Annotated in this window: 18 protein-coding genes; 3 read left to right on the top strand and 15 right to left on the bottom strand. The window is 60.9% G+C overall.

Annotation, left to right across the window (positions count from 1 at the left end):
- Window positions 1–26: 26 nt before the first annotated feature.
- The 13 genes from J0909_RS05895 to J0909_RS05835 all read right to left on the bottom strand — a co-directional run bounded on the left by J0909_RS05895 (window position 27) and on the right by J0909_RS05835 (window position 17,716).
- Window positions 27–1,631, bottom strand: a complete 1,605-nt coding sequence (locus J0909_RS05895) for a BCCT family transporter (RefSeq protein WP_207261271.1) — start codon at window positions 1,629–1,631, stop codon at window positions 27–29.
- A gap of 253 nt (window positions 1,632–1,884) precedes the next feature.
- Window positions 1,885–2,508, bottom strand: a complete 624-nt coding sequence (locus J0909_RS05890; protein WP_207261269.1) for a nucleotidyltransferase family protein — start codon at window positions 2,506–2,508, stop codon at window positions 1,885–1,887.
- An 18-nt stretch (window positions 2,509–2,526) separates the two neighbouring features.
- Window positions 2,527–3,513 carry an FAD binding domain-containing protein gene (locus tag J0909_RS05885; protein WP_207261267.1) on the bottom strand — a complete coding sequence of 329 codons (987 nt, stop codon included), beginning with the start codon at window positions 3,511–3,513 and terminating at the stop codon, window positions 2,527–2,529.
- Window positions 3,514–5,883, bottom strand: a complete 2,370-nt coding sequence (locus J0909_RS05880) for a xanthine dehydrogenase family protein molybdopterin-binding subunit (protein ID WP_207261265.1) — start codon at window positions 5,881–5,883, stop codon at window positions 3,514–3,516.
- The gene (locus tag J0909_RS05875) at window positions 5,876–6,370 is read right to left on the bottom strand and encodes a (2Fe-2S)-binding protein (protein ID WP_207261263.1); all 495 of its coding nucleotides are present in this window, start codon (window positions 6,368–6,370) and stop codon (window positions 5,876–5,878) included. Before J0909_RS05875 ends, J0909_RS05880 begins: the two co-directional genes overlap by 8 nt.
- A gap of 136 nt (window positions 6,371–6,506) precedes the next feature.
- On the bottom strand, window positions 6,507–7,430 hold the full coding sequence (locus J0909_RS05870) for a DMT family transporter (RefSeq protein WP_207261261.1): 924 nt from the start codon (window positions 7,428–7,430) through the stop codon (window positions 6,507–6,509).
- 364 nt (window positions 7,431–7,794) lie between these two features.
- Window positions 7,795–9,156 carry a sigma-54 interaction domain-containing protein gene (locus tag J0909_RS05865; RefSeq protein ID WP_207261260.1) on the bottom strand — a complete coding sequence of 454 codons (1,362 nt, stop codon included), beginning with the start codon at window positions 9,154–9,156 and terminating at the stop codon, window positions 7,795–7,797.
- A gap of 576 nt (window positions 9,157–9,732) precedes the next feature.
- Window positions 9,733–11,607: a PocR ligand-binding domain-containing protein gene (locus J0909_RS05860; protein WP_286181819.1), complete on the bottom strand. Its 1,875-nt coding sequence runs from the start codon at window positions 11,605–11,607 to the stop codon at window positions 9,733–9,735.
- 144 nt (window positions 11,608–11,751) lie between these two features.
- Window positions 11,752–11,892, bottom strand: coding sequence for a hypothetical protein (locus J0909_RS05855; RefSeq protein ID WP_207261256.1), 141 nt, complete (start codon window positions 11,890–11,892; stop codon window positions 11,752–11,754).
- Window positions 11,893–12,493: 601 nt separating this feature from the next.
- The gene (locus J0909_RS05850; RefSeq protein WP_207261254.1) at window positions 12,494–13,243 is read right to left on the bottom strand and encodes a substrate-binding periplasmic protein; all 750 of its coding nucleotides are present in this window, start codon (window positions 13,241–13,243) and stop codon (window positions 12,494–12,496) included.
- 564 nt (window positions 13,244–13,807) lie between these two features.
- The gene (locus J0909_RS05845; protein ID WP_207261252.1) at window positions 13,808–15,487 is read right to left on the bottom strand and encodes an ABC transporter permease; all 1,680 of its coding nucleotides are present in this window, start codon (window positions 15,485–15,487) and stop codon (window positions 13,808–13,810) included.
- A 9-nt stretch (window positions 15,488–15,496) separates the two neighbouring features.
- Window positions 15,497–16,594, bottom strand: a complete 1,098-nt coding sequence (locus tag J0909_RS05840) for an ABC transporter ATP-binding protein (RefSeq protein ID WP_207261251.1) — start codon at window positions 16,592–16,594, stop codon at window positions 15,497–15,499.
- Between the two features lie 126 nt (window positions 16,595–16,720).
- Entirely contained in the window at window positions 16,721–17,716 is a 996-nt protein-coding gene (locus J0909_RS05835) for an ABC transporter substrate-binding protein (protein WP_207261249.1), read from the bottom strand.
- A gap of 387 nt (window positions 17,717–18,103) precedes the next feature.
- On the opposite strand from J0909_RS05835, the gene J0909_RS05830 reads away from it, so the two are divergent.
- Genes J0909_RS05830 through J0909_RS05820 form a run of 3 tightly spaced genes read left to right on the top strand, consistent with a single transcriptional unit; the run spans window position 18,104 to window position 22,620 of the window.
- Window positions 18,104–19,276, top strand: a complete 1,173-nt coding sequence (locus J0909_RS05830) for an efflux RND transporter periplasmic adaptor subunit (RefSeq protein ID WP_207261247.1) — start codon at window positions 18,104–18,106, stop codon at window positions 19,274–19,276.
- 2 nt (window positions 19,277–19,278) lie between these two features.
- Entirely contained in the window at window positions 19,279–21,216 is a 1,938-nt protein-coding gene (locus J0909_RS05825) for a MacB family efflux pump subunit (RefSeq protein ID WP_207261245.1), read from the top strand.
- Window positions 21,217–21,231: 15 nt separating this feature from the next.
- Window positions 21,232–22,620 carry an efflux transporter outer membrane subunit gene (locus J0909_RS05820; protein ID WP_207261243.1) on the top strand — a complete coding sequence of 463 codons (1,389 nt, stop codon included), beginning with the start codon at window positions 21,232–21,234 and terminating at the stop codon, window positions 22,618–22,620.
- 56 nt (window positions 22,621–22,676) lie between these two features.
- Here the strand turns inward: J0909_RS05820 and J0909_RS05815 are convergent, their stop codons facing one another.
- Both J0909_RS05815 and J0909_RS05810 read right to left on the bottom strand, forming a co-directional pair.
- A complete protein-coding gene (locus tag J0909_RS05815) occupies window positions 22,677–24,056 on the bottom strand; it encodes a sigma-54-dependent transcriptional regulator (RefSeq protein ID WP_207261241.1) in 1,380 nt (459 codons plus the stop codon).
- A complete protein-coding gene (locus tag J0909_RS05810) occupies window positions 24,053–26,482 on the bottom strand; it encodes a c-type heme family protein (protein ID WP_207261239.1) in 2,430 nt (809 codons plus the stop codon). The genes J0909_RS05815 and J0909_RS05810 overlap by 4 nt, the downstream gene beginning before the upstream one ends.
- Between the last annotated feature and the right edge of the window lie 52 nt (window positions 26,483–26,534).

Raw genomic sequence — 26,534 nt, 5'->3', positions numbered from 1 at the left:
GCACCGTGCCCACGGCGTCTTTAACGTCAATGACTCTTATGATTGATCTCCTTTTCGTTCGTCGTCCACGGGACGCAGGCGGCGTCGGCCGGACCGGGGGCCCAACCCGTGCGGCGGTATTCGTTAAAAAAGGCGGCCACGCCGAGCCAGAGCACGATGAGCACGGGTAGGCCGACCACGATGGACGCGGTCTGGAGCACTGAAAGCGGGCCATCGATGAGCAGGATACCCATGGGCACCAGGGCCAGGCAGATGGCCCAGAACAGCCGGTTCCAACGGGCGGGCTCGTCTTCGGGCGTGAGCGTGGCGGTAGTCGTGGCGGCCAGGGCGAAGGAGACCGCGTCGAAGGTGGTGGCCATGGAGATGGCCGTGACCAGGGCGAACATCAGCTTGAATACGGCGGCCAGCGGGATGAAGTCGGCCACGGCCATGATGGCGGTGGCTCCCTTGACGGTCTTGACGAGGGTCGCCACATCGAGTTGGCCGGTGGCCTGCAGGTGGAGCCCGAAATTGCCGAACACCATGTAGAACAGACCGCATCCCAGGGAGGCCAGGATCACCGGCCCGAGCACGACTTGGCGCACAGTGCGCCCCCTGGATATCTTGGCGATGAACAAGCTCATGAACGGGGCATAGGCCACGAACCAAGCGTAATAGAAAACGGTCCAGTCCTGGGTGAAGCTCGATCCGCCCAGGGGATCGGTGGCCGTGGCCATACGCACGAAATGGGCGACCAGCAATCCCACGGCGTTGAGCGAAGTCTTGGTCAGGAACAGGGTGGGGCCGACGAGAAACACATAAAGCAGCAATCCCAGCGCGACATAGACGTTGAAATCCGAGAGCCGGTGCATGCCTTTCTTCAGCCCCAGGGAAGAGGTGACGGAAAACAGCAGCGTCACCAGCGCCAGGATGATCAGCTCCAGGGTGAAGCTGTGCTCCAGGCCGAAGCAGGAAGCCACCCCGGCAGCCACTATGGGGATGCCCAGCCCCAGCGCCGTGGCCGATCCGGCCACCAGCCCGACCATGAAGAGGATGTCGATGACTTTGCCGGGCCAGCCGTGGACCCGGTCGCCCAGCAAGCCGTGGCACGTCTGCGAAATATTCAGGATGGGCACCTTCTTGACGTAGAAGCTGTAGCCGATGGGCACGGCCAGGGTGGCGTAGATGGCCCAGCATATCGGGCCCCAGTGGAACATGCCGTAGGCGCAGGTCAGCTCCATGGCCCGGGGCGAGCCTGCGGGCTCACCGCCGAGGGGATAGGCCAGATAGTAGGCCCAGTCGATGGCCCCGCCGAACATGATGCCCGCGCCTACGCCCGCGCAGATGAGCATGCCGATCCAGGAGAAGGTGGAATATTCCACGGTGTCGCCCAGACGCTTCCCGCTCAGCGGGCCGAAGGCGAACCACAGAATGAGGGCCAGGGAACAGAGCCCCGCCAGCAGGTAGAGCCAGTCCATGTCCCGGGTGATGAGCGTGAAGAGTTGGTTGATGACCTGTTCGCCTTCCGCCGGATACACGATGAGCGGAACGCAGATAGCGAGCACGATGGCGAGCGTGCCGACGAAGCATACGGTGCGGATGCCCCCAGTGGCACAGGCGGGTGTCTGTTCGGCTTCAGTGTGACGAGACATTGTTCGATCCTCTTTTTCCGCCTTTGCGGCGGGGGTTGTTGTCTCGGGCCCCTGGGACCCGTCCCGGCGGATGCCGGGACGGGAACACGAGGTGGTGCCTGACCTGTTTTGGTGGTCCAGGTCCGGTCAGCCTGGGTGGAACGCGCGGCCTTCGTCGTTGATGGGGTGGGCGTCAAGGAGGTGTTTCTGCCCGGTCAGGCCGTGTGGCGCGTTCCGCCCGTGAAAGGGAATCAGGGCCTTCCCTTCCTCCCGGTCATGCCGCGTGCCTGGCTTTCGCCCCCTCATGGCGGCTGAGGAGCAGGCGGTACTGGGTTTCTGTGTCGATATCTATGAACGGCCCCGGATGATTTACCTTCACCAGCCGCAGGGACAGCCCGCGCGAGGCGATGAGCGTGCGCGCGGCTGCGTCGCCCTCCAGCTCCCGCAGCCTGGGGAACCACGCTGCCGGAACGGTGATGGGGGTGCCCTGCATGTCCTCGATAACGGGCACGATCCAGAAGTCCGGGTGCTGGGAAAACGCCCAGACCAGGTGGTCGATGGTCTCCCGGGCCAGCAGCGGCTGGTCCGCCATGAGCACCATGCAGCCGTCCACCGCGTCCGTTGCCCGCAGCCCGGCCTTGAGCGCTTCGGCCTGGCCCCGGGCGGCGGACGGGTCCACCACCACGCGGCAGCCGGAGAGGTCCAGTCCCGGGTGGGCGGACAGGTCGGTGTCGGTCACCAACACCACCTCGGCCAGGAGCGAGCTCCGCGCCGCATTGATCGCGTGCTGAAGCAGGGGGATGCCCCGGAAGGGCAGGAACCGTTTGTCCCTGCCCATCCGGGTTGCCTTCCCTGCGGCGAGCAGCACGCCGGGAACCTTGGCTATTTCCTGTTTCATGACGTCTGCCCTCCTGTTTTACGCCTGTCCGGCGCAGTCCATGAGCGTGTCGGCCACGGTGGTGCCCGCCATGGGCACCTTGTAGGCGTTGAGCAACAGCGGCTTGGCTTCGGCCACGGCCAGCCTGCCCGCCTCGGCAGCGGATTCCGAGGTAAGCTCCCGGCCCACCAGGTACTCCTCGGAGGCGGTGCAGCGGTATGGGTTGTTGTGCACGCCGTTGAGGCAGATGCGGGCGGCATTGACCACGCCGCCCTGCATGGTCACGGCGGCGGCGCAGTTGACCAGGGCGAAGTCTATGGATTTGCGCAGGGCGATCTTGCGGAACGCGCCGCGTGTGCCTTCCGCCTGGTTCGGAACGAAGATCGAGGTGACGATTTCGTCGTGCTCCAGGATGGTGGAGACCGCACCCCTCTCGGCGGAAAAGAATTCGTCGATGGGGATGGACCGTCGATCGGTCTCCACGCGGGCGTCGAGGGCGACCAGGGCGGGGGCCGTGTCGCCGGGGTTGACCGCGATGCACTTCTTCACCGCGCCGAAGATGGAGTGGTAGCGGTGGTCGCCGGGCACGGCCAGGCAGCGCTTTCCGCCCTTGCGCACGCAGTCGATGCGCCCGCCGAGCTTGTCGGGATAGCGGAAGTACCAGCAGCGGTTCTGCTGGCAGATGTTGCCCGCGATGGTGCCCATGTTGCGCAGCAGGGGCGAGCCGGTCTTGCGGGCGGCTTCGGCCAGACACGGCCAGCCTTCGCGCACGACTTCGGATTCCGCGATCCGGGTCAGGGTGGCCAGCGCGCCCAGGCGCAGGCCGTCGTCCTCCCGCCGGATCTCGTCCAGGTCGGGAATGGTCTTCAGGTTAACGATCGCCTCGGGGCTCTCCATCCACAGGTTGTCCTTGAGGCAACCCATGAGGTCGCTGCCTCCCGCGATGACGTGTGCGGAGCCGTGCTCTTTCAGGGCCGCGACGGCCTCTTCGACGCTTGCGGCTTCCAGGTGTTTGAACCGTTTCATTTATTTGCCCCCTTTTCTGGATTTGATCTTGCCGAGCCCGGAGAGGATTCTGGCCGGGGTGAAGGGCGTCTCGGTGAGCCGGACGCCGATGGCGTTGTAGATGGCGTTGGAGAACGCGGCCAGGGACGGGCAGGCGGCGCCTTCACCGCAGGCCGTTGCTCCGAAGGGATGGGTCGGATCGCCCGGAATCTCCAGGACGAACGGCTCCACGGAGCAGTCCATGGTCGTGCACGGCTTGTAGTCCACGAAGTTGGGCACCAGCAGCCAGCCGTTGCGCTTGTCCGATACGCACTCGCAGCCAAGAACCGCGTGTTCCACGCCGTGGCGGGCGGTGAGCAACTGGCCCTCGACGATCTTGGGGTGCAGGGCCCGGCCCACGTTCTGAACCATGGTCACGCGGACGTTTTCGACCATGCCGGTCTCGGTGTCCACGTCCAGGGAGATGAACTGCGCACCCTTTTCCTTGGGGATGTACAGCTCGTCCTTGTTGCCGTTGCGGAGGCAGTTGGGATGCGGCGAGTCATTGACGTAGGAGCCGATGATCTCGTGGCGTCCGCCATAATGCCCGATGGGGCCGAAGGCTTCCTTGACGGTCACGCCCTTGTCCGGCTCGGCGGTAACATAAACGCCTTTCTCCCCCACGCTCAGTGCCTGGGGAGCCACGCCCAGCTTTTCCGAAGCCAATCGGAGGAGCTGGTTCTTGGCGTCCAGGGCGGCCTCGTATGTGGCCCATCCCTGGAGCCAGGTGCCGCAGCTGTTGGAGACCAGGGTGGCGAAGGGGGTGGAGTCGGTGTCGGCGCAGACCAGGCCGACCCGGTCGTAGGGGATGCCCAGCACTTCGGCCACGATCTGGCACTGCACGGTGTGCTGGCCCTGGCCGATGTCCGCCACGGCGCAGACCAGGGCGGCCGAGCCGTCCGGGAATATCTTGACCATGGCTTCGCTGGAGTTGCCGGGGCCGGGACGGCCCGCTCCCATGGCGAAGATGGCCACGCCGATGCCGTGACGGATACGCCCGGTCTTTTCGCTCGGATGTTGCCAAGTGTTCTTCCAGTCCAGATGCTCGGCGCCCACGTCCAGGCATTCGTGAATGCCCGACGAGGAGATGATGGCCGAACCGTACGACAGCGGGTCCCACCCGGCGTCGATGTCGCCCGCCCGCATGCAATTCATCTTGCGCAGCTCGATGGGGTCCATGCCCAGTTTCTCGGCGGCCATGTCCATGGTGATCTCCACCGGGAAGATGCCTTCGGGCGCGCCGTACCCCTGCCAGCCCACTGCGGTGTAGCGGTTGGTGTAGACGTACCGGATCTGGCCGCGGAGGTGCTTGCAGTTGCGCGAGTAGAGCACCGCTCCGGTGGCCAGCATGGCGTTCTTGGCCGGGTACTTGTCGCCGCTGGCGCCCACTTCCTGCCAGTGCTGGAAGTCCATGGAGGTCATGGTGCCGTCCTTCTTGAACCCGATCTTGACGTCGTTCAGGCTGCCCCTGGACCAGCCGCAGAGCATCTCTTCCTCGCGGGAGTAGGCGCAGTGCACGGGCCGCTTGAGGTGCAGGCAGGCCAAGCTGGCGATGAGCAGGTAGTGGGAGGGCAGGTTGGGGTCGAGCACCGTGGCGTTCTTGCCGCCGAAGCTGGAGCCGGTGAACGGCGAGACCAAGTTGACTTTGTCCGAACCGATGCCCAGGGCCTCGGCTAGGCAGTATTTCTCGTCATGCAGCCCCTGGGAGTGGGTGTGGACGTGCAGCTTGACGCCGTCGTACCGGGCCGTGCAGCCGCGCGGCTCCATGGCGGGCGACTTGCAAAGCGCGTAGCGGAACCCCTTCTGCTCAACGATGACGTCCGCTTCGGCGAATCCCTTCTCGATGTCGCCGAAGCCGTTGTACTCGGCCGGGGTCTTGGTCTTGTATAGGCCGGTTTCCGGATCGCGGTCGCTCAGGAAAGCGTGGTGCTCCCAGTCGTGGCAGTTGGCCTCGCCCTCGAACACCTGGGGCGAATCGGGCTTGATGGCCTCCTCCAGGTCCATGACAAAGGGTTTGGTCTTGTATTCGACCTTGATGGCGGCCATGGCCTCCTCGGCCACGGTATCGTCCACGGCGATGACGGCGGCCACCAGGTCGCCCACGTAGTAGACCGTCTTGCGGAACGCCTTGGGGAAATTCTCGTGGGTCATGACCAAGTGCACGCCTTCCATGGCCTCGGCCGCGCTGACGTCGATGTCCACGATGTCCGCAGCCGGGTGCGGGCTGCGCAGGATGCGGGCCTCAAGCATGCCCCGGAACTGGAAGTCGCCGTAGTATTTAGCCTCTCCCGTGACGCGGGGATTGCCATCCTTCTGACGGACGTCAGCGCCTATCACTTTGGTGTCAGCCATTGCTCTGCTCCTTCATCTTTCTGGCGGCGCTCTTCACCGCGTTGATGATGTGCTCATAGTTGCTGCAGATACAGATATTGCCGCCCAAGGCCTCTTTGATCTCCTCCTCGGACGGGTCCGGGGTCTTGAGCAGCAGCCCCTTGGTGGACATGATCATGCCCGGGGAGCAGAACCCGCACTGGGCACCGTATTCCTCCAGCCAAGCCTCCTGGATGGGATGCAGCTCTCCGTTCTTGGACAGCCCTTCGATGGTTTCGATCTCCTTGCCTTCCTGTTCCACGGCCAGCACCATGCACGACGGCTTGGCGACGCCGTCGATGAGCACGGTGCAGGCTCCGCACGCGCCTTCGCCGCAGGCCTCCTTGGCTCCGGTCAGGCCCAGCCGGTTGCGCAGGACGCTGGAGAGCACCAAGTGGGACTCCACCGTCAGCTCATGGGTTTCCCCGTTCACGTTCAGGCGTATGCGTTTGATGTCTTTCTCTTGCATTGTCGATTTCCTCGGTCTCTGTTTGCCGCCATTGCGGGCGGGTTTTTGCGCCGGAATTCGGACGCACTTCTCCTGTCCGGCGCTTTCGCGACGGAATAAATTTAATCGGGTGAGTTGGTTGGCGCTGCGCGCCGTGCTACTGCGCCGCTTCCGCCGGGGCGGCTGCGGCCTTGGGTGCCCGGCTGCTCCAGATGATGCCGCCCACGATCAGGATGCCGCTGACCAGATGGACCATGCCCATGGTCTCGCCGATGAACAGGTAGCCGAAGAGGCCACTGAGCAGGGGCAGGCCGTAGTAGATCATGCCCGCGCGGGCCGCGCCCGCGTTCTCCAGGGCGAGATTCCACAGCCACCAGGCGATCAGGGAATTGCCGATACCGGTGTAAAGGATGCTGAAAATGACGGTGCCGCTGAATTCGAAGGTGGCCGTCGGCTGGGACCATTCCCAGATGAGGAAGGGAATGAGCATGATGAGGCCGAAGAAGACCATCAGCGTCAGGATGGTGCTCTGGGAGAGACCCTCGGGAATCTTGCGCAGGACGATACTGTAGACCGCGAATCCGACGGCCGCACCGAGCATGAGGATGTCGCCGAAAGCGAACTGGAGTCCCATCAGACGGTCCAACTGTCCATTGGCCACCAGGTAGATGGACCCGGCCAGGGCTATGGTACAGCCGATCCAGGTGTTCACCGGCTGCTTTTCACCGAGCATGGAACAGATGATGACGATGAAGATGGGGGTGGTGACGGAGATCAGCGCCAGGTTGATGGCCGAAGTGGTCGCCGCACCGAGATAGCAGAGCGGATTGTACAGGGTGACCGCCGTCAGCCCGGCCACCAGAATCTGGGGCATGAATTTCTTCGCCACCGGCCATTCGCGCTTCAGCTTGGGAAGGGCGAAGCAACACAAGACCACCAGGGCCACCAGCCAGCGGGCGGCCCCGAGGCTCATAGGGGAAATCTTGCCAACGGCCATCCTGGCTACCACGAAATTGCCGGACCAGATGACGGTCGTCAGCAAAGCATACACGGAACCACGAACGACAGGATTCTTGAACATACAGCCTCCACGATACGCACCGGTCCTTGTCGAGCCGTTTCCGTCGCAGACCAATTGGTCTTGACCGGGGGCGGACCGCAATCCGCCGATGCGTTTGATGTTACGTTTCCCATTGCCTCTTTCAGTTTCAAACCCTCGTGTCCGGTGGTACCAATGCGGACGTCACGCTTTTGGCAAAAGTCGTGCCAATACGGGGGGCGGTATGTTTTCCAAAAAACATCAATGAAAACAACTGACTGATTGGTCAATTCGGAAACGAGTTTCTTTTTTGAAGCTGGCTGCGAGTCGGCTCTGACTCACCAAAAGGGAAATGTGTTGACAGGCGGGAGGGCAGGGGCCGAGTCACTGTTGACTCGCGAGTCGATTACGACTCATGTGGAGGGCAATGTTTGCGGATAAGCCGGCTGGCGCGCGATTGGCTGATTCCCAAGGCCTTGGCGACGCTTCGCGTACTGCCGTATACCTTTTGCGCCTTTCTGATCATTTCGCGTTCCATGCCTCCCAGGGCATCGTCCAGGGAGTAGCCATGGCCGGGCAGTGGCTGGAGCGACGTCTGATAAACCGAGGTGGGCAGGTGGTCTATGGTGAGGACCTCGCTTTCGGTCGTCGCCACCATGCGTTCCACCAGATGGGCCAGTTCCCGGACGTTGCCCGGCCAGGGGTACTGGCGCAGAAAGGACTGGGCTTCCGGGGTAAGGGTTTTCGTCCGGCGGTATTTGATCCCGAAGTAGTGTAGAAAGTGGTAGAGGAGCGGCAGGATGTCCTTGTCCCGATCACGAAGCGGGGGAATGGTGATGTCGAAAACATTGAGCCGGAAGTAAAGGTCCTGGCGAAAGGCGCGGCTTTGCACCATGCGCTCCAGGTTCTTGTTGGATGCTGCGAGGATGCGCACATTGGCGCTGACCGTCTGGGAGCTGCCAACGGGCCGATACTCCATCTCCTGGACCACATGCAGCAGTTTGGCTTGCATGGCAGGCGGCAGTTCGGAAATTTCGTCCAGGAACAGGGTGCCGCCCTCGGCCTTGGCCAGCAGACCGCCCCGGGCGTGCGTGGCCCCGGAGAACGCGCCCTTCACGTGTCCGAAAAGCTCTGATTCAAACAACTCATGGGGAATGGCCGCACAATTGACCACCACAAGGGGTTTGTCGGCGCGGTTCCCCTTGGTGTGGATGAATTTGGCCAACAGGCTCTTGCCGCATCCGGACTCCCCCAGCAGAAGGCAGGGCGCGTTGATGGTCGCCACCTTGCGAGCCGCCTCCACAACCCGGGCCATGGCGGAACTATGATAGATGAGGTTGTCGGGCCGTTCGTCGAGCGTGTCTTCCTGCTCGGCCACCAGTCCGTCCCGCCAGCAGACCTCGTTCTCGTTGCAGTCGTCGCGGATATTGAGCAGCGCGTATTCCACCTCGCCCTGTTCATCCAGGATGGGTACCCCGATAGTCAGAACGTCGTAACCGAGATAGGTTTTCTGCTTCTGCTTGACGGGGCGCTTGTGCTCGTAGATCACCGGAAGCACGGAATTGTCCCAGCCCCGGTATTTCTTGACCATGTCCCAGAACGACAGACCAAGCATTTCGTCCTGCGTGAATCCGTAATGGCGTTCGCACGCCTTGTTGACGTACAAGAGACGGAAATTGTTGTCGTAGATCAGTATTTCATCGTGCAGATTGTCGATGAGATTGACGAATTCTCTATACTCCAGGCCCATCCTATCAAGGGAAACCATGCTTCCTCCACAGTGCCGCATCGCGGCCGACGATGCGTCGGCTGCGGTGTACCGCAATAAGTCCATTTGATGCCGCCGATTCCCGGGAGCGGCGTTGCGGGCCGTAGATGCCGCCACATGGCCCGGGGCGCGGCTATCGAGGCTATAGCCGGTATCCGTATTTTTGAAAAGGTACTCTCGGCGTATCCCGGCCATGACAAAGCAGGGTCCTGTTCCCAGGTGGCTCGGAATTGGTTGAAAATGTCGAATTCACAACTATTGCAGCGTTTGATTGCTGGTCGGTATTTTGTGAGAAATGTTGATTATTACAACCTGTTATCCCGTAGATCTTTAATGGTATAAAAAGAAACTATGTTTAAACATCTTACTGTTTTTTGTTAAATATAGTTGATAAACATTGATCCCTCACTCTCCGCCAGTAATATCAAGGGCTTGCCTTTTAAATGGCAAGCCCTTTTCTGCTTCCAAAGCGAGACCAGTCCCCACACAGTTTTCGAACTTGTTGTGACGGCTGTTGAATATGTTTTATAGAAGAATAAGTCGGATTTTCTGGCCCCACTTCCCCGCTGCGACCCGCTACCGAGTCTCGACCTCGCCCCTTTCTTTCCGCGCTTGTTTCATTACGTTCTCCAGCACGGCTTTCAAATCATCCATGTTGATCGGCTTGGAGACATAGTCGTCAACGCCGGCTGCAAGGATTCTTTTTCGGTCTTCGGTCAAGGCGTAGGAAGTCATGGCGACTATGGGGATGTCCGTATCAAGCACGCCATGGTTGCCGCTCCGTATTCTTTGGGTGGCCTCCACTCCGTCCATTACATCCATCTGGATATCCATCAGGACGCAGTCGTAGGTATCGCTGCGCAACGCTTCCAGAGCCTCGCCGCCATGGTTGGCGGTGGCGACCTGATAGCCCATTTTCTCCAGGTTGAGGCGCGCGCTCAATCGGTTGATCTCGTCGTCCTCGACCACCAAAAGACGCTTCGAGGTTGAGGGCGCGGCATCCCGGCCGATCCGGGATTCCTGCTGCTCCTCGAATCCCGGGGCAAGGCTGAACGGGAGCATCAGATACACCCGGGTGCCTTGGTCCTCAGTGGTGTCGAAGGTCAATGTCCCGCCCATGGCGCGGGTGAGTTCGTGGGTGATGGACAGGCCCAGGCCAGCGCCCTGGTGCGATCGGGTGAAATCCTCCTCGACCTGTGTGAAGGGGTGGCATATTTGATCGACCTTGTCTTCCGGGATGCCTTTGCCTGTATCGCTGATAATGAACAGCAGCCGCGCCATGCCCCTCCGATCAGGCGGCAGCGGGGATATCTCCAGGCGCACCTCCCCTTGCTCGGTAAACTTCATGCTATTGCCGATCAGATTGAAAAGAATCTGCCTGAGGCGGATTTCATCCCCAAGGAAAAGGGTGGGGACGCCCGGGAAGACCTCGATGTCGAAAGACAGCCGGTCGCTGTAATGGAGGGGGCAAAACGTTTCGGCAATGGGGGTGATGATATCCGCCAAGGCAAAGGGCTTCCTGACAATGGGCATGCGCCCCGCCTCAATGCGCGACAGGTCGAGAATGTCGCCGAGCAGGTTGGTCAGCCTGCCCCCGGATCGGATCGCCATGTCGGCGTACATTTCCAACTCGCCGGAAACGTCCTCCTTGATGAGTTGCAGCATGCCGAGCACTCCGTTGAGCGGCGTGCGGATTTCGTGGCTCATGTTGGCCAGAAATTGGGATTTGACGGCGTTGGCCATTTCAGCTTTTTTCTTGCTCTCTTCAAGCTGTTTAACCAACTCGTTTTTTTCGGCCATCGCCCGCGCGAGATTTATATTCCCGTAACTGAGCTTGGCGATCATGTCCGCCAGTTGCGAATAGAAATGCATGACCGTCCCAAGGGTGTCGTGACTCCAGCGCGGCACACGGTCCAAGGCGGCGAGGTATTCCTCCTCGTCAAAATCGTAGCACTTGGCCTGCTCCCTAAAGAATGCTCTGTCGGGTTCCTCCTCGATGAACAGGAACTGCCCCATGAACAGGTTTCCCATGTGCTTCCCGCCGATAAAGAGAGGGGTCGACACATCCCACATCCCGTTCTTGCAGCGATACAGCTTGAACTGGCCCGGTTCCACGCCTTTGGTGAGTTCGGTATCGCTCTCACGACACCGCATCCGGGTTTCGGGATGCACCCGGTGAAATCTGGTGCAGATATCTTGCCATCCCGCGCTGATGAGTACCGTTCCTTTGAGGTCCAGGATCGCGAAGACCATACCTGTCAGCTTTTGGAAACTCTTCATCAGCAACTGAAGGGCATCGAGATCGATGACGTCCGGCAGTTCGAGGTTGTCTAGCCATTCGTCGGTGTCGTGCGGGGTATCGAAGCCCGAATGAGGGTGCAATCCGTCCTCTTTCGGAGTTCGTCCTGCTCTCGGTTCATCAAACGTATGTATTTCCAGTTTCGATCTCATGTCGTCCACCGCAATGGGGTATATTGGCTCGGCAAAACTTCAACCATACATTATCATGAACTTTTGGCAATAGTATCTGTTATTAGCGCAATGTCCAGCACGAACGGCAGGGGGACGCTGTCGTGCTGGACCTCTAGGCCGGGGTCAGCGGGGGGATTCCGACCAGACCGGTTCACCGTTCCGGTCCTCCGGGGCGCACCAGAATATCAGCCTGCGCGGGAAGAGGATGCCCGCCAGGGCAGCCAGCAGTGCGAACAGAGCCAGGTAGACGAGCAGAATCTCCAAATCGGCCTCCTTTCCGGTCGTATTCCTCCGCCAGATAGCAGCATCCGGCGAACAAAGACAATTCCCTTCAGGATTTTTCCCCGGAGGAGTAGGCTTTCGGCATCCTTTCCCGGCCCTTTCCGTGCCATGTCGTCCATTTTTCTGGCAATCAGGCGCATCCCTTACACCCGATGACCTTGAGTGGCATTCAAGAGGTTGTCGGTTCAATTAACTTCAGTTAAACAAATGATTATAAAATGTTAGAAGGTCATCGTTCTAACATTTTTCGTGGGATATACAAAAGCTATACAAACCCAAAAAGAGGGGTAATTACCTCAGCCGATGATAAAATGCGTCTGAATATTCTATGCAAAATGGCCTTGTCATGCAGAAACTATCAACAAGACCTTATGGTTTAAGACCTGACTCCATCCTCCTCTTTTCTGGCATCGGATGAATGAAAACTGGATTTGAGGACGGGTGAATCAGGTGTGGTGTTTTCAAGATTCCCAGAAATTGTGTGTCAGACCGATTCGTTAGCCTCTGACCTGTTTGTCGTTTCAGTTTTAAGCAGGCAATTGGTGCAGTGTCTGCGGGAGGGGAGCGGTCCCGTGCATGGTGGTCATTCCGAGGGAGCGCCGTGTCGCTCCAGTATTGCATCCAATGTTCCGTCTTCCTGGATCATGCGCAATCCTCTGTTGAAATCGTATATGATCTGATAGCTGCTCTCATGCTTTTTGGAGATGCAGTTGCAAAAAAAATTCTTCTGGAGAGGAGGGGTGATGAATTCAAAGCGGTCGGCATAATCGCGGAAAGCGGTTTTCAATAGCTGTTCTATGCGTTCTTTTTTCTCGACAGCGAGATCTATTCTACCTGCGAGAAGTTTTTTTATATTATATTGTGCGTCTTTTACATAATCTATCTTAAGATACTTTTTTTCAGCCTCATCGAATTCCTTGTTGACCTTTGATCCTTTTATGTGTCCTATTCGATATGGTCTCAAGTCTTCTATTCTACTGAAATGTATATCTCTTGTTTTGAGTTTCAGTAAAATGACGTCGGTTGTCCCAATCGGATTAGAGTATAATAATACTTTTCCTCGTTCCTCTGTCTGATATGCCGCAAGCAGAACGTCGTATTCAGTTGCAATTGTTCCAGAAAGAGCCCTGGCCCAAGGCACGAAGATGAATTTAGGATCGTAACCGACCCTCCTGAAAGCCGCATCTGTTATTTCGGCAAGATACCCGCCTTCCTTTTCCATGTCCCCTGCAATGACGATCGGATTGTCCTGAGCGCATACATCCGAAACATAATGAACGAAATTAAGAGGGAGGAGCATCAGAATGACCATAGTCAAGCACTTAATACTCATAGATTGCTCCTTCTTATCGTGACGAATCGCAAATGTCGTTGGACAAGTACTGTTATCACCCGTTTTCGCTAACAATTCAATATTGTCGACTGTTCAAAAAATGCGAGAATCACTAATAAAAGCATAATAAATCAAAAAAGTCGATGATGTCTATGTTGCGAGCTATACTATGGACCCAAATATTAATCATCCATAAAACTAGATGTTGCAACCTTCCAATATCGTCAGGAAATATGTTTCGTGCTAGAGACGATAAATGTTCTAAATAAATACAAGGATCTTGAATGGCATTTACGAGGTGAGTTCCGTTTTCTTTTAAGAAACGGGTAAGACTTGATGGTAGAATAAATGGTATAAGAGTACATGTTTTTTTTAGTATATATAAAATAATTATATAAAGTATATTTGTTATGACCATCTCCTTCTTCGCCATATTTCAATCCCGTAAGAATCGTGGACGCTCGGAAGGCCCTTGTTCTGCAAGGGCTTTTCTTTTGGGCGTCTGTCCATACCCCCGGGCCCCCGTGTAGGGGGCCTGGTTCGGGGGCGGGGATGCGGCCGAGGCTACTCCTCCTGAACGGGTTTGAAGATGGCTCCCACCCACGAGGCCAGGACTACCAGGCCCGTGGAGATGAAGATCATGATGATACCCAGGGCCGACAGCCGTCCCCAAAGTCCGTCTTCCGAGAAGCGCAGGATCTGGACGGCCAAGACTTCCGTTCCCGGCCGCGAGAGTACGACCGACAGGGTCAGTTCGCGCACGAACATGGTAGCCATGAGTATCCATCCGGACACGATGCCCGGAACGAGGAGCGGGATGACGATGCGCCGCATGGTCTGGGCGCGGCTCGCCCCGCAGACCAGCGACGACTCCTCCAGATGGCTGTGAACCTGCACAAAGGCGCTGGCCAGGGGACGCACCCCGTAGGGTAGGTATGTGGCGATGTAGCCGATGAGCAGGGCCCAGATGGTGGCGTAAAGCGGGGTTTGCACAAAGAACCACATGAAGCCCACACCGATGACGATGCCGGGGAAGGAGAAGGACAGGAACGACAGGCTTTCCAGCAGGCCCGAGGCATGCGTGCGCACCTTGACGATGACGTAAGCCACGAAGATCGACAGGAAGATGCCCAGGGAGGCGCCGCCCACGCCCAGGATCACGCTGTTCTTGAGCGAGAGCAGGGAGATGGGATCGTTGATCACGGCGATCCAGTGCCGCCAGCTCATCATCGAAAAGGCCTTGGCGCTGGGGACCATGGAGTACGGCACCATGGACGTGTAGAACAAGACCAGCACGGGCAGCACGATGAGCACGAAGGAGAGCGCGCCCACCACGGCGAACAGCGGGTAGCGTGCGCGCTTGAGCCGAATCACCGTGGGCCGGTAGCCCCGGCTGGAGATGGTCACGTACTTCTCGCTCTCGCTGGTCATGAAGCGGTAGAGATAGATCAGGGTGATGGAAGAGGCCAGCACGACCATGCCCAGGGCGGCGGCCTTGCCGTAGTCGGCGGAAAAGCCCGTGGACACGGCCCGGTAGATGTGCGTGGACAGCACGTAGATTCTGCCCGGCATGCCGATGACCGAGGGCACGGCGAAGGAGGCCAGGCTGCGCACCAGGGACAGGATGAAGGCGGCCATGATCGCGGGACGGAGAACCGGCAGGGTGATCCGGAACAGGGTGCGCAGGGTGGAGCCGCCGCAGACCCGCGAAGATTCCTCCAGGGCCACGTCGAACGAGGCCATGGCCGGGGCGATGATCAGGTAGGCTATGGGCAGGTCGAGCAACCCTTCCACCAGGATCATGCCGTGCAGGCTGTAGATGTTGAGATCTCCCTCCATGCCCAGGACTTGCCGCAGGAACAGGTTGATGATGCCGTTGGAGGGGTTGAGCAACAGGACCCAGCTCACGGAAAAGAGAATGTGCGGGATCATCATCGGGATGATGGAAATGACCCGGAAGATGAATTTGCAGGGGATGTCCGTGCGGTTGTTCAGGTAGGATAGGAACAGGGCCAGCACGGTGGCCAGAAAGGATGAGCCGATCACGAAGATCAGCGTGTTGACGATGATGCCGAGCAGTTCGGGATCGGTGTAGGCCTCGATGTACTTGTCCAGGGTGAAGCCGCCCATGGTGCCCAGGTCGGTGCTGAAGCTGCCGATCACGAGCATGGCCACGGGGCAGACGGTCAGAAAGCCGACGATGACGATGAGGGTCGGGGTGAGTACCGAGCGTTTTGCGTACATGCCCCCTCCCTATTTGGTGAGTACCTGGCAATGGGCCGGGGACACTGTCATGGTGATGGAGTCCCCCACCTTGAAGTCCGAATCCGGCGGAACCTTGACGAATAGACGGGTATCTCCCGCCAGGACTTCGCCTTCAAGGGCCTCGCCCACGAACACCAGGGAATCGATCTGTCCTGTGAAGCCGTTGACCGGGCCGTCTTCCGGCGTTTTGCCGTCATTCATGAAATGCAGGAATTCGGGGCGCAGGGAGAGCACGACCTTGTCCCCGGGATTAAGCCCGGCAAAGGGCGCGCACTGCAACGTGCCGAGGGCGCAGTCCACAATGGTCGCGTCGGCCTCCTGGGCTTTGACCGTGCCGTCGATCCGGTTGGTGCGGCCAATGAAATCGGCTACGAAGTTGTGCTCCGAATGGAAGTAGATGTCCCGGGGCGTGCCCATTTCGATGATGCGTCCCTTGTCCATGATCGCGATGAGATCGGACAGGGCCAGGGCCTCGATGCGGTCGTGGGTGACGTAGACGGCGGTGATCCCGAGTTCGCTGAGGAAAACCCGCAAGTCCTTGCGCGTCTCTTCACGCAGCTTGGCGTCCAGGTTGCTGAGGGGTTCGTCGAACAGGATGACCTTGGGTTCGGCGACCAGGGCCCGGGCCAGGGCCACGCGCTGTTGCTGGCCGCCGGAGAGCTTGGTGGCCGGACGATCCTCGAATCCGTCGAGCTGGACAAAGGCCAGGGTCTTGGCGACCTTGCGCCGGATTTCGCTGCGTTCGGTCTTCCGGGTCTGGAGCGGGTAGGCCACGTTGTCGAACACAGTCATGTGGGGCCAGATGGCGTAACTTTGGAAGACCATGCCCAGGCCGCGTTTTTCGGGGGGGACGTAGATGTTGTCCTTGGCCGACCAGACCGTTTCCCCACCGATGCGGATTATGCCTGAATCCGGGGATTCGAGGCCCACGATACAGCGCAGAAGCGTGGTTTTGCCGCAACCGCTCGGACCGAGCAGGGTGAATATCCGGTTGGCCGGAATGGTCAGGTCCACGTTGTCAAGGGCGTTGATGGTCTTGTTGCCGGACGTGTAACGCTTGCAGAGGTTCTCAATGTGAATTTCCATGTGTGGCGACCCCTTGGATTCATCTGAGGAAATGCGGTCGGAATTGGCTGCCCGGCCGCGGGAAAAGGACGGCCCGCCCGAATGATGCAAGCTCCGGACGGGCCTGTGGCTGATGCGGCGACGGGCCTAGGGCGCGTCGAAGATACGCTTGAATTCCGCGCCCCACTTGGCGAGCTCCTCGTCGGAGAGTTCGCGGAGGGGGATGACCTTGGCCTTGTCCATGCCGTCAATGGGCGGGTACACGCCGGGATACAGCACGTATTCGCCGACCTTGGAGGCCAGCATGCTCATGGCCTTTTTGGACAGGAAGTAGTCCATGAACAGCCTGCCCGCATTGGGATGCTTGGCGTTCGCCACGATGGCGATGCCGCGCGGGGTTCCCAGGAGCGGCTGTTCAAGGCGCGCCCAGTCCAGCGGGGCCGGGGCCTTGGTGATGATGTATTTGGGCATGGAGATGCCGATGGCCTTCTCGCCGCTTTCGATGGGCGCGGGGGTCGGGCCGAAGGAGGTCACGAACATGGGGCGGTTGGCCGCCAGTCCCTTGACGAAGTCCATCCACTCGGCCTCGCTCTTGAACACGTTCTCCTTGAGCCCGACGAGCCAGGAGATGGTGGTCGCATGGGTGGTCGGGTTGGCCATGACGATGCGGTCCTTCCACTTGGGGTCGGCGAGGTCCTGGTAGCGCTTGGGTGCGTCCTCGGGCTTGACCAGTTCCTTGTTGTATATCAGGCCCACGTACTCGATGCCGAATTGCTGGATAACGCCGTCCGCCGAGGCCCAGCCGGGGTATTTGTCCGCCTCGCCGGGGCGGTAGGGCGCCAAGACGCCTTGCTGCTTGAGCAGCTCCATGACGGGCAGGGGTGCCTGGAGCACGTCGGCCATGAGCTTGCCTGCCTTGAACTCGGTGAGTACGGTTGCCAGGAATTTGGATGTGGAAATACGGGTGTATTCGCCCTTGACGCCGGTGTCTTCTGTGAACCCTTCGACGATGGGTTCGATAGCCGTGATGTTCGCGTAGAAACGTGCTTTGCCTTCGGCTTTGGCCTTGTCGGCCAAAGAGCTTCCGGCCCATGCCGTAGAGCCCATGGCCATAATCAGCAGGAACAAGAACACTCTCTTCATCGGGCAACTCCTTGTGATTGACGCGGGCGCGCCAACGGGTTTGCATGTCGGGGGGGCCAGAATCAAGCCGACGTCAATGGATGGCATGCTCCCGGTCGCTCCCCCTGCCGAGTCCTTCGGCCGGGAATTGAGACAATCCACCATAGTCCTTTTATTCCGGCCAATAAATATTGTCAAAGAAGTTAAGAAATTCTTGCAGTCGTCCGCTCTGAAAAAGGGGCGTGCCGTTCGGGCGGATCACGGGGCGGGAACGGTTTGGTCGTTTTACACTTTTTTACAATTTATGCGCATAGTTTAACCCCTGTCCGCCCGAGAATGGCCTAAGATGCGCGCATCGAAACGGAAATTCCATCAGGATGAACGATTGAAATGCATTTGGGAGCTCATATGAAATGGTTTTACAAGGCGGCCGCGGTCCTCGTCCTCCTGGGATTGGGCGCGGGCGTCAAATCGTACTTCTTTCCCGCATCCGAGCCCATGCAGTACCTGACCTCGCCCGTGACCCGGGGCGACATTCGGGAGACGGTCCTGGCCACCGGGACTCTGACCGCTTTCAAGCAGGTCAGCGTGGGCGCGCAGGCCTCGGGCCAGGTCAATTCCCTGCATGTGGAGTTGGGCGACACGGTCAAGGAAGGGGATCTCATCGCCGAGATCGACGCGCAGTCCCAGGAAAACTCCCTGGCCATCGCCGAGGCGGATCTGGAGAAGATCAAGGCCCAGCGGGCGGCCAAGGTGGCCACCCTGCAACAGGCTCAGTCCGAATTCACTCGCCAGAAGAACATGCTTAAGTCCAAGGCCACTTCGCGGCAGGACTATGAAAATGCCCAGGCCACCCTGGCCGAGACCAAGGCGGACATCGCCGCGCTGGACGCCCAGATCGTGGCCGCGACCATTGATGTGGACACGGCCAAGGTGGATCTCGGCTACACCAAGATCACCGCGCCCATGGACGGGGTTGTGGTGGCCGTGATCACCAAAAAAGGGCAGACCGTGAACGCCTCCCAGTCCACGCCGACCATCGTCAAGCTGGCCCAGCTCGACACCATGACCGTGGAGGCCGAGGTCTCCGAAGCGGACGTGATTCGCGTCAAGCCGGGTCAAAAGGTCTATTTCACCATCCTCGGCGAGCCGGACAATCGGTACGAGGCCACCTTGCGGAGCATCGAGCCCGCGCCCGATTCCATCGCCGGAGACGATGACGGCACGACCACCAGCTCCAGCGACGAGGCCATCTACTACAACGCCCTGTTCGACGTGGCCAACCCGGATCACAAGCTGCGCATCTCCATGACCGCCGAGGTGACCATCGTGCTCGACGAGGCCAAGGACGTTTTGCTCATCCCCGAAAGCGCCCTGGGAGCCAAGGACGGGCCGGGGACCTATTCGGTTCGCGTCCTGGCCGGGGACGACCGGGTCGAGGTCCGCAAGGTGCGCACCGGGCTGACCGACTCCGTCAACATCCAGGTTCTGGATGGGGTGGCCGAGGGCGATCGCGTGATACTCGGCGAATCCGGCGCGGACGCCGTATCCGGCCGCCGCCGTCCGTCCATGAGGTTTTAGCCATGACCCTGCTACGGATCGAAAACCTCCGGAAGGAATATCCGGCGGGCGACCGGACCATGGCGGTGCTCAAGGATGTGAACTTGAGCATTGAGGCCGGAGAGATGGTCGCCATCGTCGGGGCTTCCGGCTCGGGCAAGTCCACGCTGATGAATATATTGGGCTGCCTGGATCGGGCCACCAGTGGGACTTACCGTATCGCGGGCCGGGACGTGTCCGAGCTGGACGCCGACGAACTGGCCCGGCTCCGGCGCGAGCATTTCGGCTTCATCTTCCAACGCTACCACCTGCTCCCTTCGCTGACGGCGTTGGGCAATGTGGAAATGCCCGCCATCTACGCGGGCATGCCCCCGGCGGACCGCAAGGCGAGAGCGGCGGAGTTGCTCCGGCGGCTGGGCCTGGGCGACCGTATTCACTACAAGCCCGGGCAGCTTTCGGGCGGCCAGCAACAACGGGTGTCCATCTCGCGCGCCCTGATGAACGGGGGGCAGGTTATCCTGGCCGACGAGCCCACCGGGGCCCTGGACAGCCACAGCGGCCGGGAGACCATGAAGTTGCTGACCGAGCTCAACGCCGAAGGACACACCATCGTGGTCGTGACCCACGACATGGAGGTGGCCGCCTTCGCCGGGCGGATCATCGAGATCCGCGATGGGGAGATCATTTCGGACCGGATCAACAAGGACGGGCCGAAGGCCGAACCCCGGGAACGTCATCCCGCGCCGGAGAATCGCGTCGCCTGGCTGGATCAGGGGCGCGAGCTGCTACGCATGGCCGTCTCGGCCATGGGTTCCCACAAGCTGCGCACTTTCCTGACCATGCTCGGCATTATTATCGGCATCGCCTCGGTGGTCTCGGTGGTGGCCCTGGGCCAAGGGGCGCAGGAGCGCGTGCTCAAGAATATCAGCGCCATCGGCACGAACGTCATCGACATCTTCCCGGGCGAGGACTTCGGCGACCGTCGGTCGGCCAACATCCACACCCTGGTGCCCGCGGACGCGGACGTCCTGTCCCGGCAGTCCTATGTGGACAGCGTCACCCCCCAGGTCGCCACTTCGGTGGAGCTGCGCTACCGCAACGTGGACGTGAACGCCTCGGTATCCGGCGTGAATGAACGATACTTCCGCGTCTATGGATATGAAATGGACCAGGGGCGTCCTTTCGACGCAGGCATGGTTCGCAAGATCAGCCAGGTGGCGGTCATCGACCAGAATACGTACAAGCGGCTGTTCGGCAAGGGCGAGCAGGTCGTGGGCAAGGTCGTCATTCTGGGAAGCGTGCCCTGCCGGATCATCGGCGTGACTAAGGAGAAGCAGACCTTTGGCCCCAACAGCGATTCCCTGAATATCTGGGTGCCCTATACCACGGCCATGCGCCGCATGCTGGGCCAGTCCCACCTGGGGAGCATCACCGTGCGCGTCAAGGATGGCGCGCCCATGCAGGCCGCGGAGCAGGGCATCCAGCACCTGCTCACCCGACGGCACAGGTTCAAGGACTTCTTCATCATGAACACGGACACCATCCGCAAGACCATCGAGAGCACCACCCGGACCATGACCCTGCTCGTTTCGGCCATCGCGGTCATCTCACTGGTGGTCGGCGGCATAGGGGTGATGAACATCATGCTCGTGTCCGTGACCGAGCGGACTCGCGAGATCGGCGTGCGCATGGCCGTGGGCGCGCGGCGCGGCGACATCATGAGCCAGTTTCTCATCGAGGCCGTGCTGGTCTGCCTGCTGGGCGGGGTCCTGGGCATACTCCTGGCCCTGGGCGTGGGGGTGGCCGTGTCCGTGAGCGGCGGCAGCTACCCCCTGGTCTATTCCACCGCTTCCATGGTCCTGGCCTTTGTCTGCTCAACCCTTATCGGCGTGGCCTTCGGTTATCTGCCTGCCCGGAACGCCTCGCGCCTGGATCCAGTGGACGCCCTGGTCCGTGAATAGCAAGCGAGAAAGCTTATGAACAAATATATCGCCCTGATTCTGCTCGTCCTCCTGCCCCTGTCCGGGTGCGGGGCGTTGCTCAAAACCGACTTCACGCCCCCGGAAACGACCTCGCCCGCGCAGTGGAGCGTGGCTTCTGCCGAGACCTCCCCGGCCGCAAAGTGGCCTGAGGACTTCGGCGATCCGGAATTGGCCCGGCTGGTCAAGCTGGCGCTGGAGCGCAACAACAATCTGGCCGCGGCCGCCATCAAGGTGCGCAAGGCCCAGTACGAAGCGGGCCTGGCCTGGGAGAACATGACGCCTGACCTGTCGGCCGATCTGGGTACGGACAGCAATAAGTCGCTCAAGCGGGGGGAATGGGAAACCAGCTATTCCGCAAAGTTCGGCATCAGTTGGGAGGCCGACCTCTGGGGCAGGCTGGCTCGGGCACACGATGCCGCCGAATGGGAGGCCATGGCCACGGAGCAGGACCGGCAAAGCACGGCCCTGTCCCTGGTGGGCACGACCATGAAATTGTACTGGGAGATCGCCTACGACAACGTGCGCCTGCAATTGAGCCAGAGCAACATCGAGTCTTCCCGGCAGACCGTGACCCTGACCGAATCCCAGGAGCAATACGGCGCGACCTCGCCGCTGGAGGTCAGCCAGGCCCGGCAGGACCTGGCCAACCTGTTGGCCACCCACCAGACCCTGGAGCAGGCGCGCAAGGAGGATCTCAACGCCCTGGCCGTGCTCTTTGACATGCCCCCGGGCAAGGCCATGGCCACCCCGGACACCCTGTCCATAGCCACTTTGCCGGCCATCCCGGCCGGGCTCCCCGCCCAGCTTCTGGGCCGCCGCCCGGACCTGCGCGCCGCCGAACTCCGTCTGCGCGAGTATCTGGCGAACACGAACGCGGCCAAGGCCGATTTTTATCCGCCGTTGACCCTGACCGGATCCCTGGGCAGCGCTGCCACGGAATTGTCCGATATGTTGAACAATCCCGTGGCCACCCTGGTCTCCAGCCTGACCTTTCCGTTTCTCAACTGGAACACCCTGCAACTCAAGTTGAAGGTTTCCCGGGCCGAGTACGAGGAGGCCGTGGTCAACTTCCGCCAGACACTCTATGAGGCCATGCGGGAAGTCGAGGACGCCCTGTCCAACCGTGACCACCTGGCCGTCCAGGCCAAGCACCTGGCGGAGAATCTGGATGCGGCCCGCGAAGTGGAGCGGATCTACGAGGTCCGCTACAAGGCGGGTTCGGGGACCCTGAAGGACTGGCTGGACGCCCAGGATACCCGCCGCACGGCCGAGAAGTCCGTGGCCGAGAACCTGTACAACCGGTTGGACAACTACGTCGTTCTGTATCAGGCCTTGGGCGGTGAACCCGTCCGGCCGGAAACCGGAGCGCAACAGGACCGCTGAGTGGGCTTACCGCCTCGATGCCAAAGGCCCGTCTCCGTGGAGGCGGGCTTTTCGCGTTATTTGAACTGGTCCGGGGAAAGGCCGTAACGGCCGAGGATGTTCTGGACCGCCACGCGGGACAGGCCGGACAGCCGCGCGGTTCGGGAGACGTTGCCCCCGGCCCGGGTCATGGCCTCCCGGACGTAGTCCAGGGTGAAGGCGTCCAGGACGCGGGTCTTGGCTTCCTTGAAGGGGGGCAGTTCGCCTTCCTGGGCCAGGGAAGACAGGCCGCTGCCGGGCGAGGCCGCCTGGGACGGGGTATCGCCGAAGACCGCGAGCTTGCGCATGGCGTTCTGGAGTTCGCGGATGTTGCCGGGCCACGGCTTGGCCGCGAGCCGGGCCAGGGTGGCCGGGGAAATGTCCTTGTCTGGCAGGCCCAACTCGACGCAGGCCTTGAGCAGGAAGTAGCGGGCCAGGAGCGGGATATCCCCTTGGCGCTCGCGCAACGGGGGCAGGGTCAGGGTGAGCACGTTCAGGCGGTGGAACAGGTCCTCGCGGAAGGTCCTGTCCGCGATGCGTGCGGCCAGGTCTTGGTTGGTGGAGGCGATGATGCGCACATCCACCCGCCGCGAGTCGTCCGAGCCAACGGGCCGGATTTCGCCTTCCTGGAGGACCCGCAGCAGCTTGGCCTGGGTCTCCATGGGGATGTCGCCGATCTCGTCGAGCAGAATGGTCCCGGTATGCGCCTTGACGAACAACCCGTCGCGGTCCTTTTCCGCACCGCTGAACGCGCCCTTGACGTGGCCGAAAAGTTCGCTTTCCAGGAGATTTTCCGGGATGGCCGTGCAGTTGAGGGTGACGAACGGGCGGTCCGAGCGCGGACTCAGGTCCCGGACCATGGCGGCGGCCAGTTCCTTGCCAGTGCCGGATTCGCCCAGGATGAGCACGGTGTAGTCGGTCTGGGCTACGGCCTGGATGGACTGCTTGAAGCGTTGCATGACCGGGCTTTCGCCGATGAGCCGGTCCTTGTGGCGCTGCAACTGGTCCCGGAGCTGTCGATTTTCGTCGAGCAGGCGGCTGCGTTCCAGCCCGTTGGCCACCACCCTGAACAGGGACTCGGGCTCGATGGGCTTGGTCAGGAAATCGTAGGCCCCGGCCTTGAGCGCATCCACGGCGGTCTCGATAGTGCCGTGGGCGGTCAGCATGACCGCCGACAGGGACGGGGACTTCTCCAGGGCCTTGCGCAGCAGGACCAGGCCGTCCATGCCCGGCATCTGAAGGTCCGTGATCATCACGTGGACCGGGGTGCGTTCCAGCCGGGCCAGGGCCTGTTCTCCCGATTCGGCCACATGGACGCGGACGTCGTCGAACTCGCCTTGGATCAGCCGTTCGAGCCCTCGTGCGAAGTCGGTCTGGTCATCCACCACCAGCACGTGTCTTTCCTGCGTATCCGTCATTTGTTTTCCGTCCGCGTTACGGGGAAACGCAGGGTGAATCGCGCTCCGCCGGTTGTCAGGTTGTCCGCCACCACGCTGCCGCCCAGGTCGCTCATGAAGCCGAAGACGATGGACAGGCCCAGGCCCGATCCTTTGTTCACCTCCTTGGTGGTGTAGAAGGGATCGAAGATGAAGTGGCGGTCCTCCTCGGCGATGCCGGGGCCGTTGTCGCCGACCGTGACCACAACCTCGCGGGTCCGGGCGTCAAAGCTCGTCCGGATGTCGATTCTGCCGCCCCTGTCCGGGATGGCGTCGAGGGCGTTGATGATCAGGTTGGCCATGATGTGTTCCAGGGCCTGGATGTCCACCGGCACCGGCGGGATATCCCCGTCGATCTCCGCGGCCAGGACGGCGTGCTGGCTTTCGGCCTGCACCCGGAAGACGGCCACCAGCGAATCGATGATGGCGGGCAGGTCCACGGCTTGGTCGTTTCCGGCCTTGGGGCGGGCGAAGCTCAAGAGATTCTTGAGCACGTTCTGGGCCTGTCTGGTGTGCTTGACGATGACATCGACGTCCTCGCCGGACTGGCCCTCGGGCAGTCCCTTCTTGAGAAGTTTGGCGTAGCACAGGATGACGCCCAGGGGGTTGTTGATCTCATGGGCCAGGCCCGAAGCGAGCTTGCCCACTGTGGCCAGTTTTTCGGCCTGGGTCATGTGCGCGAGCATCCGTTTTTGCTGGGTGGTCTCATGGACGTAGACCGCCGCCTGGGTGCGCGCTCCCCCGGATTCGGCCACGGGATAGATGCTCAGGGCGAAGGAACGGCCGCTGGGCAGGGAAACCTCGCGGGAAATGACCTCGTTGAGGTTGAGGGATTTGGAGATGTCGCAGTCGCCCTGCGTGTCCGCCCGCTCGCAAAGCAGGGCGATGATGCTGCCGTCGCGGACCGTGCCGCCGGACAGGTCCAGACCGAGTCGGCGAGCGGCCTCGTTGACCACCACGGGATTGGCCGAGGCGTCCACCAGCAGGAGCGGCTCGGTGATGCCTTCGAAGATGGCATGCATGTTGGCGTTGTTTCGGACAATGGAATCCAGGGCCATGATGTTGTCCGCGGCGATGCCCAGTTGGCGGCCGAGGGCCTGGAAGACTTCCTCGTCCTGTTCGACGAAGGTGTGGCCGGGTTTGCGGTACAGGCACAGCAGTCCCTCGGCGTTGCCCACCGAGGATTCCACCGGGATGAAGGCGCGGTCGGCCTCGATGTGCGGCCGGGATTCGGTCAGCAGCTGGATCCAGTTTTCCGGAAGCTCGGGTGGCACGTCGGATTGCGGCCAGGAGTAGTGCCGCCGGGAGTAGAAGGTGCATACGTAGACCGCCCGCTCCAGGTCGAACCGCGCGACGATGTGCGGCAGGGTGCTTTCCCACAGCTCGGGCCGCGAACCGCTCCGGCTCGATCCAGCCAGCAGGCGGACGAACAGGCGCACGTCGGCCGAGCGCGCCTCGGCCTGCTCGGCCAGCTTTTCGGTCCGCTCCCGGACCATGCCCTCCAGGTCGTTGGCGTAGTGCTGCAATTGTTCGCGCGTCTCGTAAAGATAATCGCCCAGTTGCTCGATGCCCGAGATCATCTGGCCGATTTCGTCGCCTTTCTCCAGTTTGCGCACCAGTTCCAGTCCCTTGTCGTCGCTGAAGTTGCGCTTGAAGCAGGTGGTCAGCAACCGGATGTTGTTGGCCACGATGCGCTTGAAGATGACGTTGGTGGCTCCCAGATAGATCAATGCCGCGATGGCGAAGACCATCAGGTAGCTCATGATGGTGTCCTGCATGTGGGCCACCGAGGCCGAGACCGGCAGCCCGACGAAATCCACGCCGCCGATGCTGTCCTTGCGGTGCCCGAAGCCCCGGTCGCCGTACAGGGCCATTATCTGCTCGGGGGCGTCCTCGGGACGGCCGTGGCAGTGCAGGCAGCTCTGGGCGTAGATTACGGGGCGGGCCATGACGAAGTGCTCAACGCCGTCGATATCCGTGTACCCCTGCCAGACCTTCCGGTCCGGGCGGGCGCGGAAATAGTCCACCAGGTCCCGTTCCATCTGGTTGGCCTCGAATTTGGGGTTGCGCGCGCCAATGGCTACCCGGCGGTACAGGTGGCTGGTGGGGCTGTGCTCGGACACGCCGTCCATGATGTTGCGGGTGATGAAGGACGAGGACATGGCCTCGATGATGAAGGTGTCGTCGAGCACTTCGTACATGCGCGGCCTGAGTATGCGGCGGACGTATTGCTGGACCGCGTCCACCTGGGCCAGGACCATGGCCGCCTTCTCCTCGACCTCGCGTTCGAGGACTTGGCGCATGTGGTAGGAGAACCCGGCGAGCAACAGCCCGCCGATGGCCACGGAGGTCATGATCAGGCCGATCAGGAACTTGCTCTGGAGTGAGTATGGTCTGGGCAACTTCATGGTCTTGCATCCGAGTATCGGGAATGGCGACCGTTCCCGTCAAGGATTCCTT

Source organism: Desulfovibrio sp. Huiquan2017, from assembly GCF_017351175.1.
Lineage (GTDB): Bacteria > Desulfobacterota > Desulfovibrionia > Desulfovibrionales > Desulfovibrionaceae > Pseudodesulfovibrio.
Note: the sequence above shows the minus strand (reverse complement) of the source record. Positions and strands in the feature narration are given on the sequence as shown.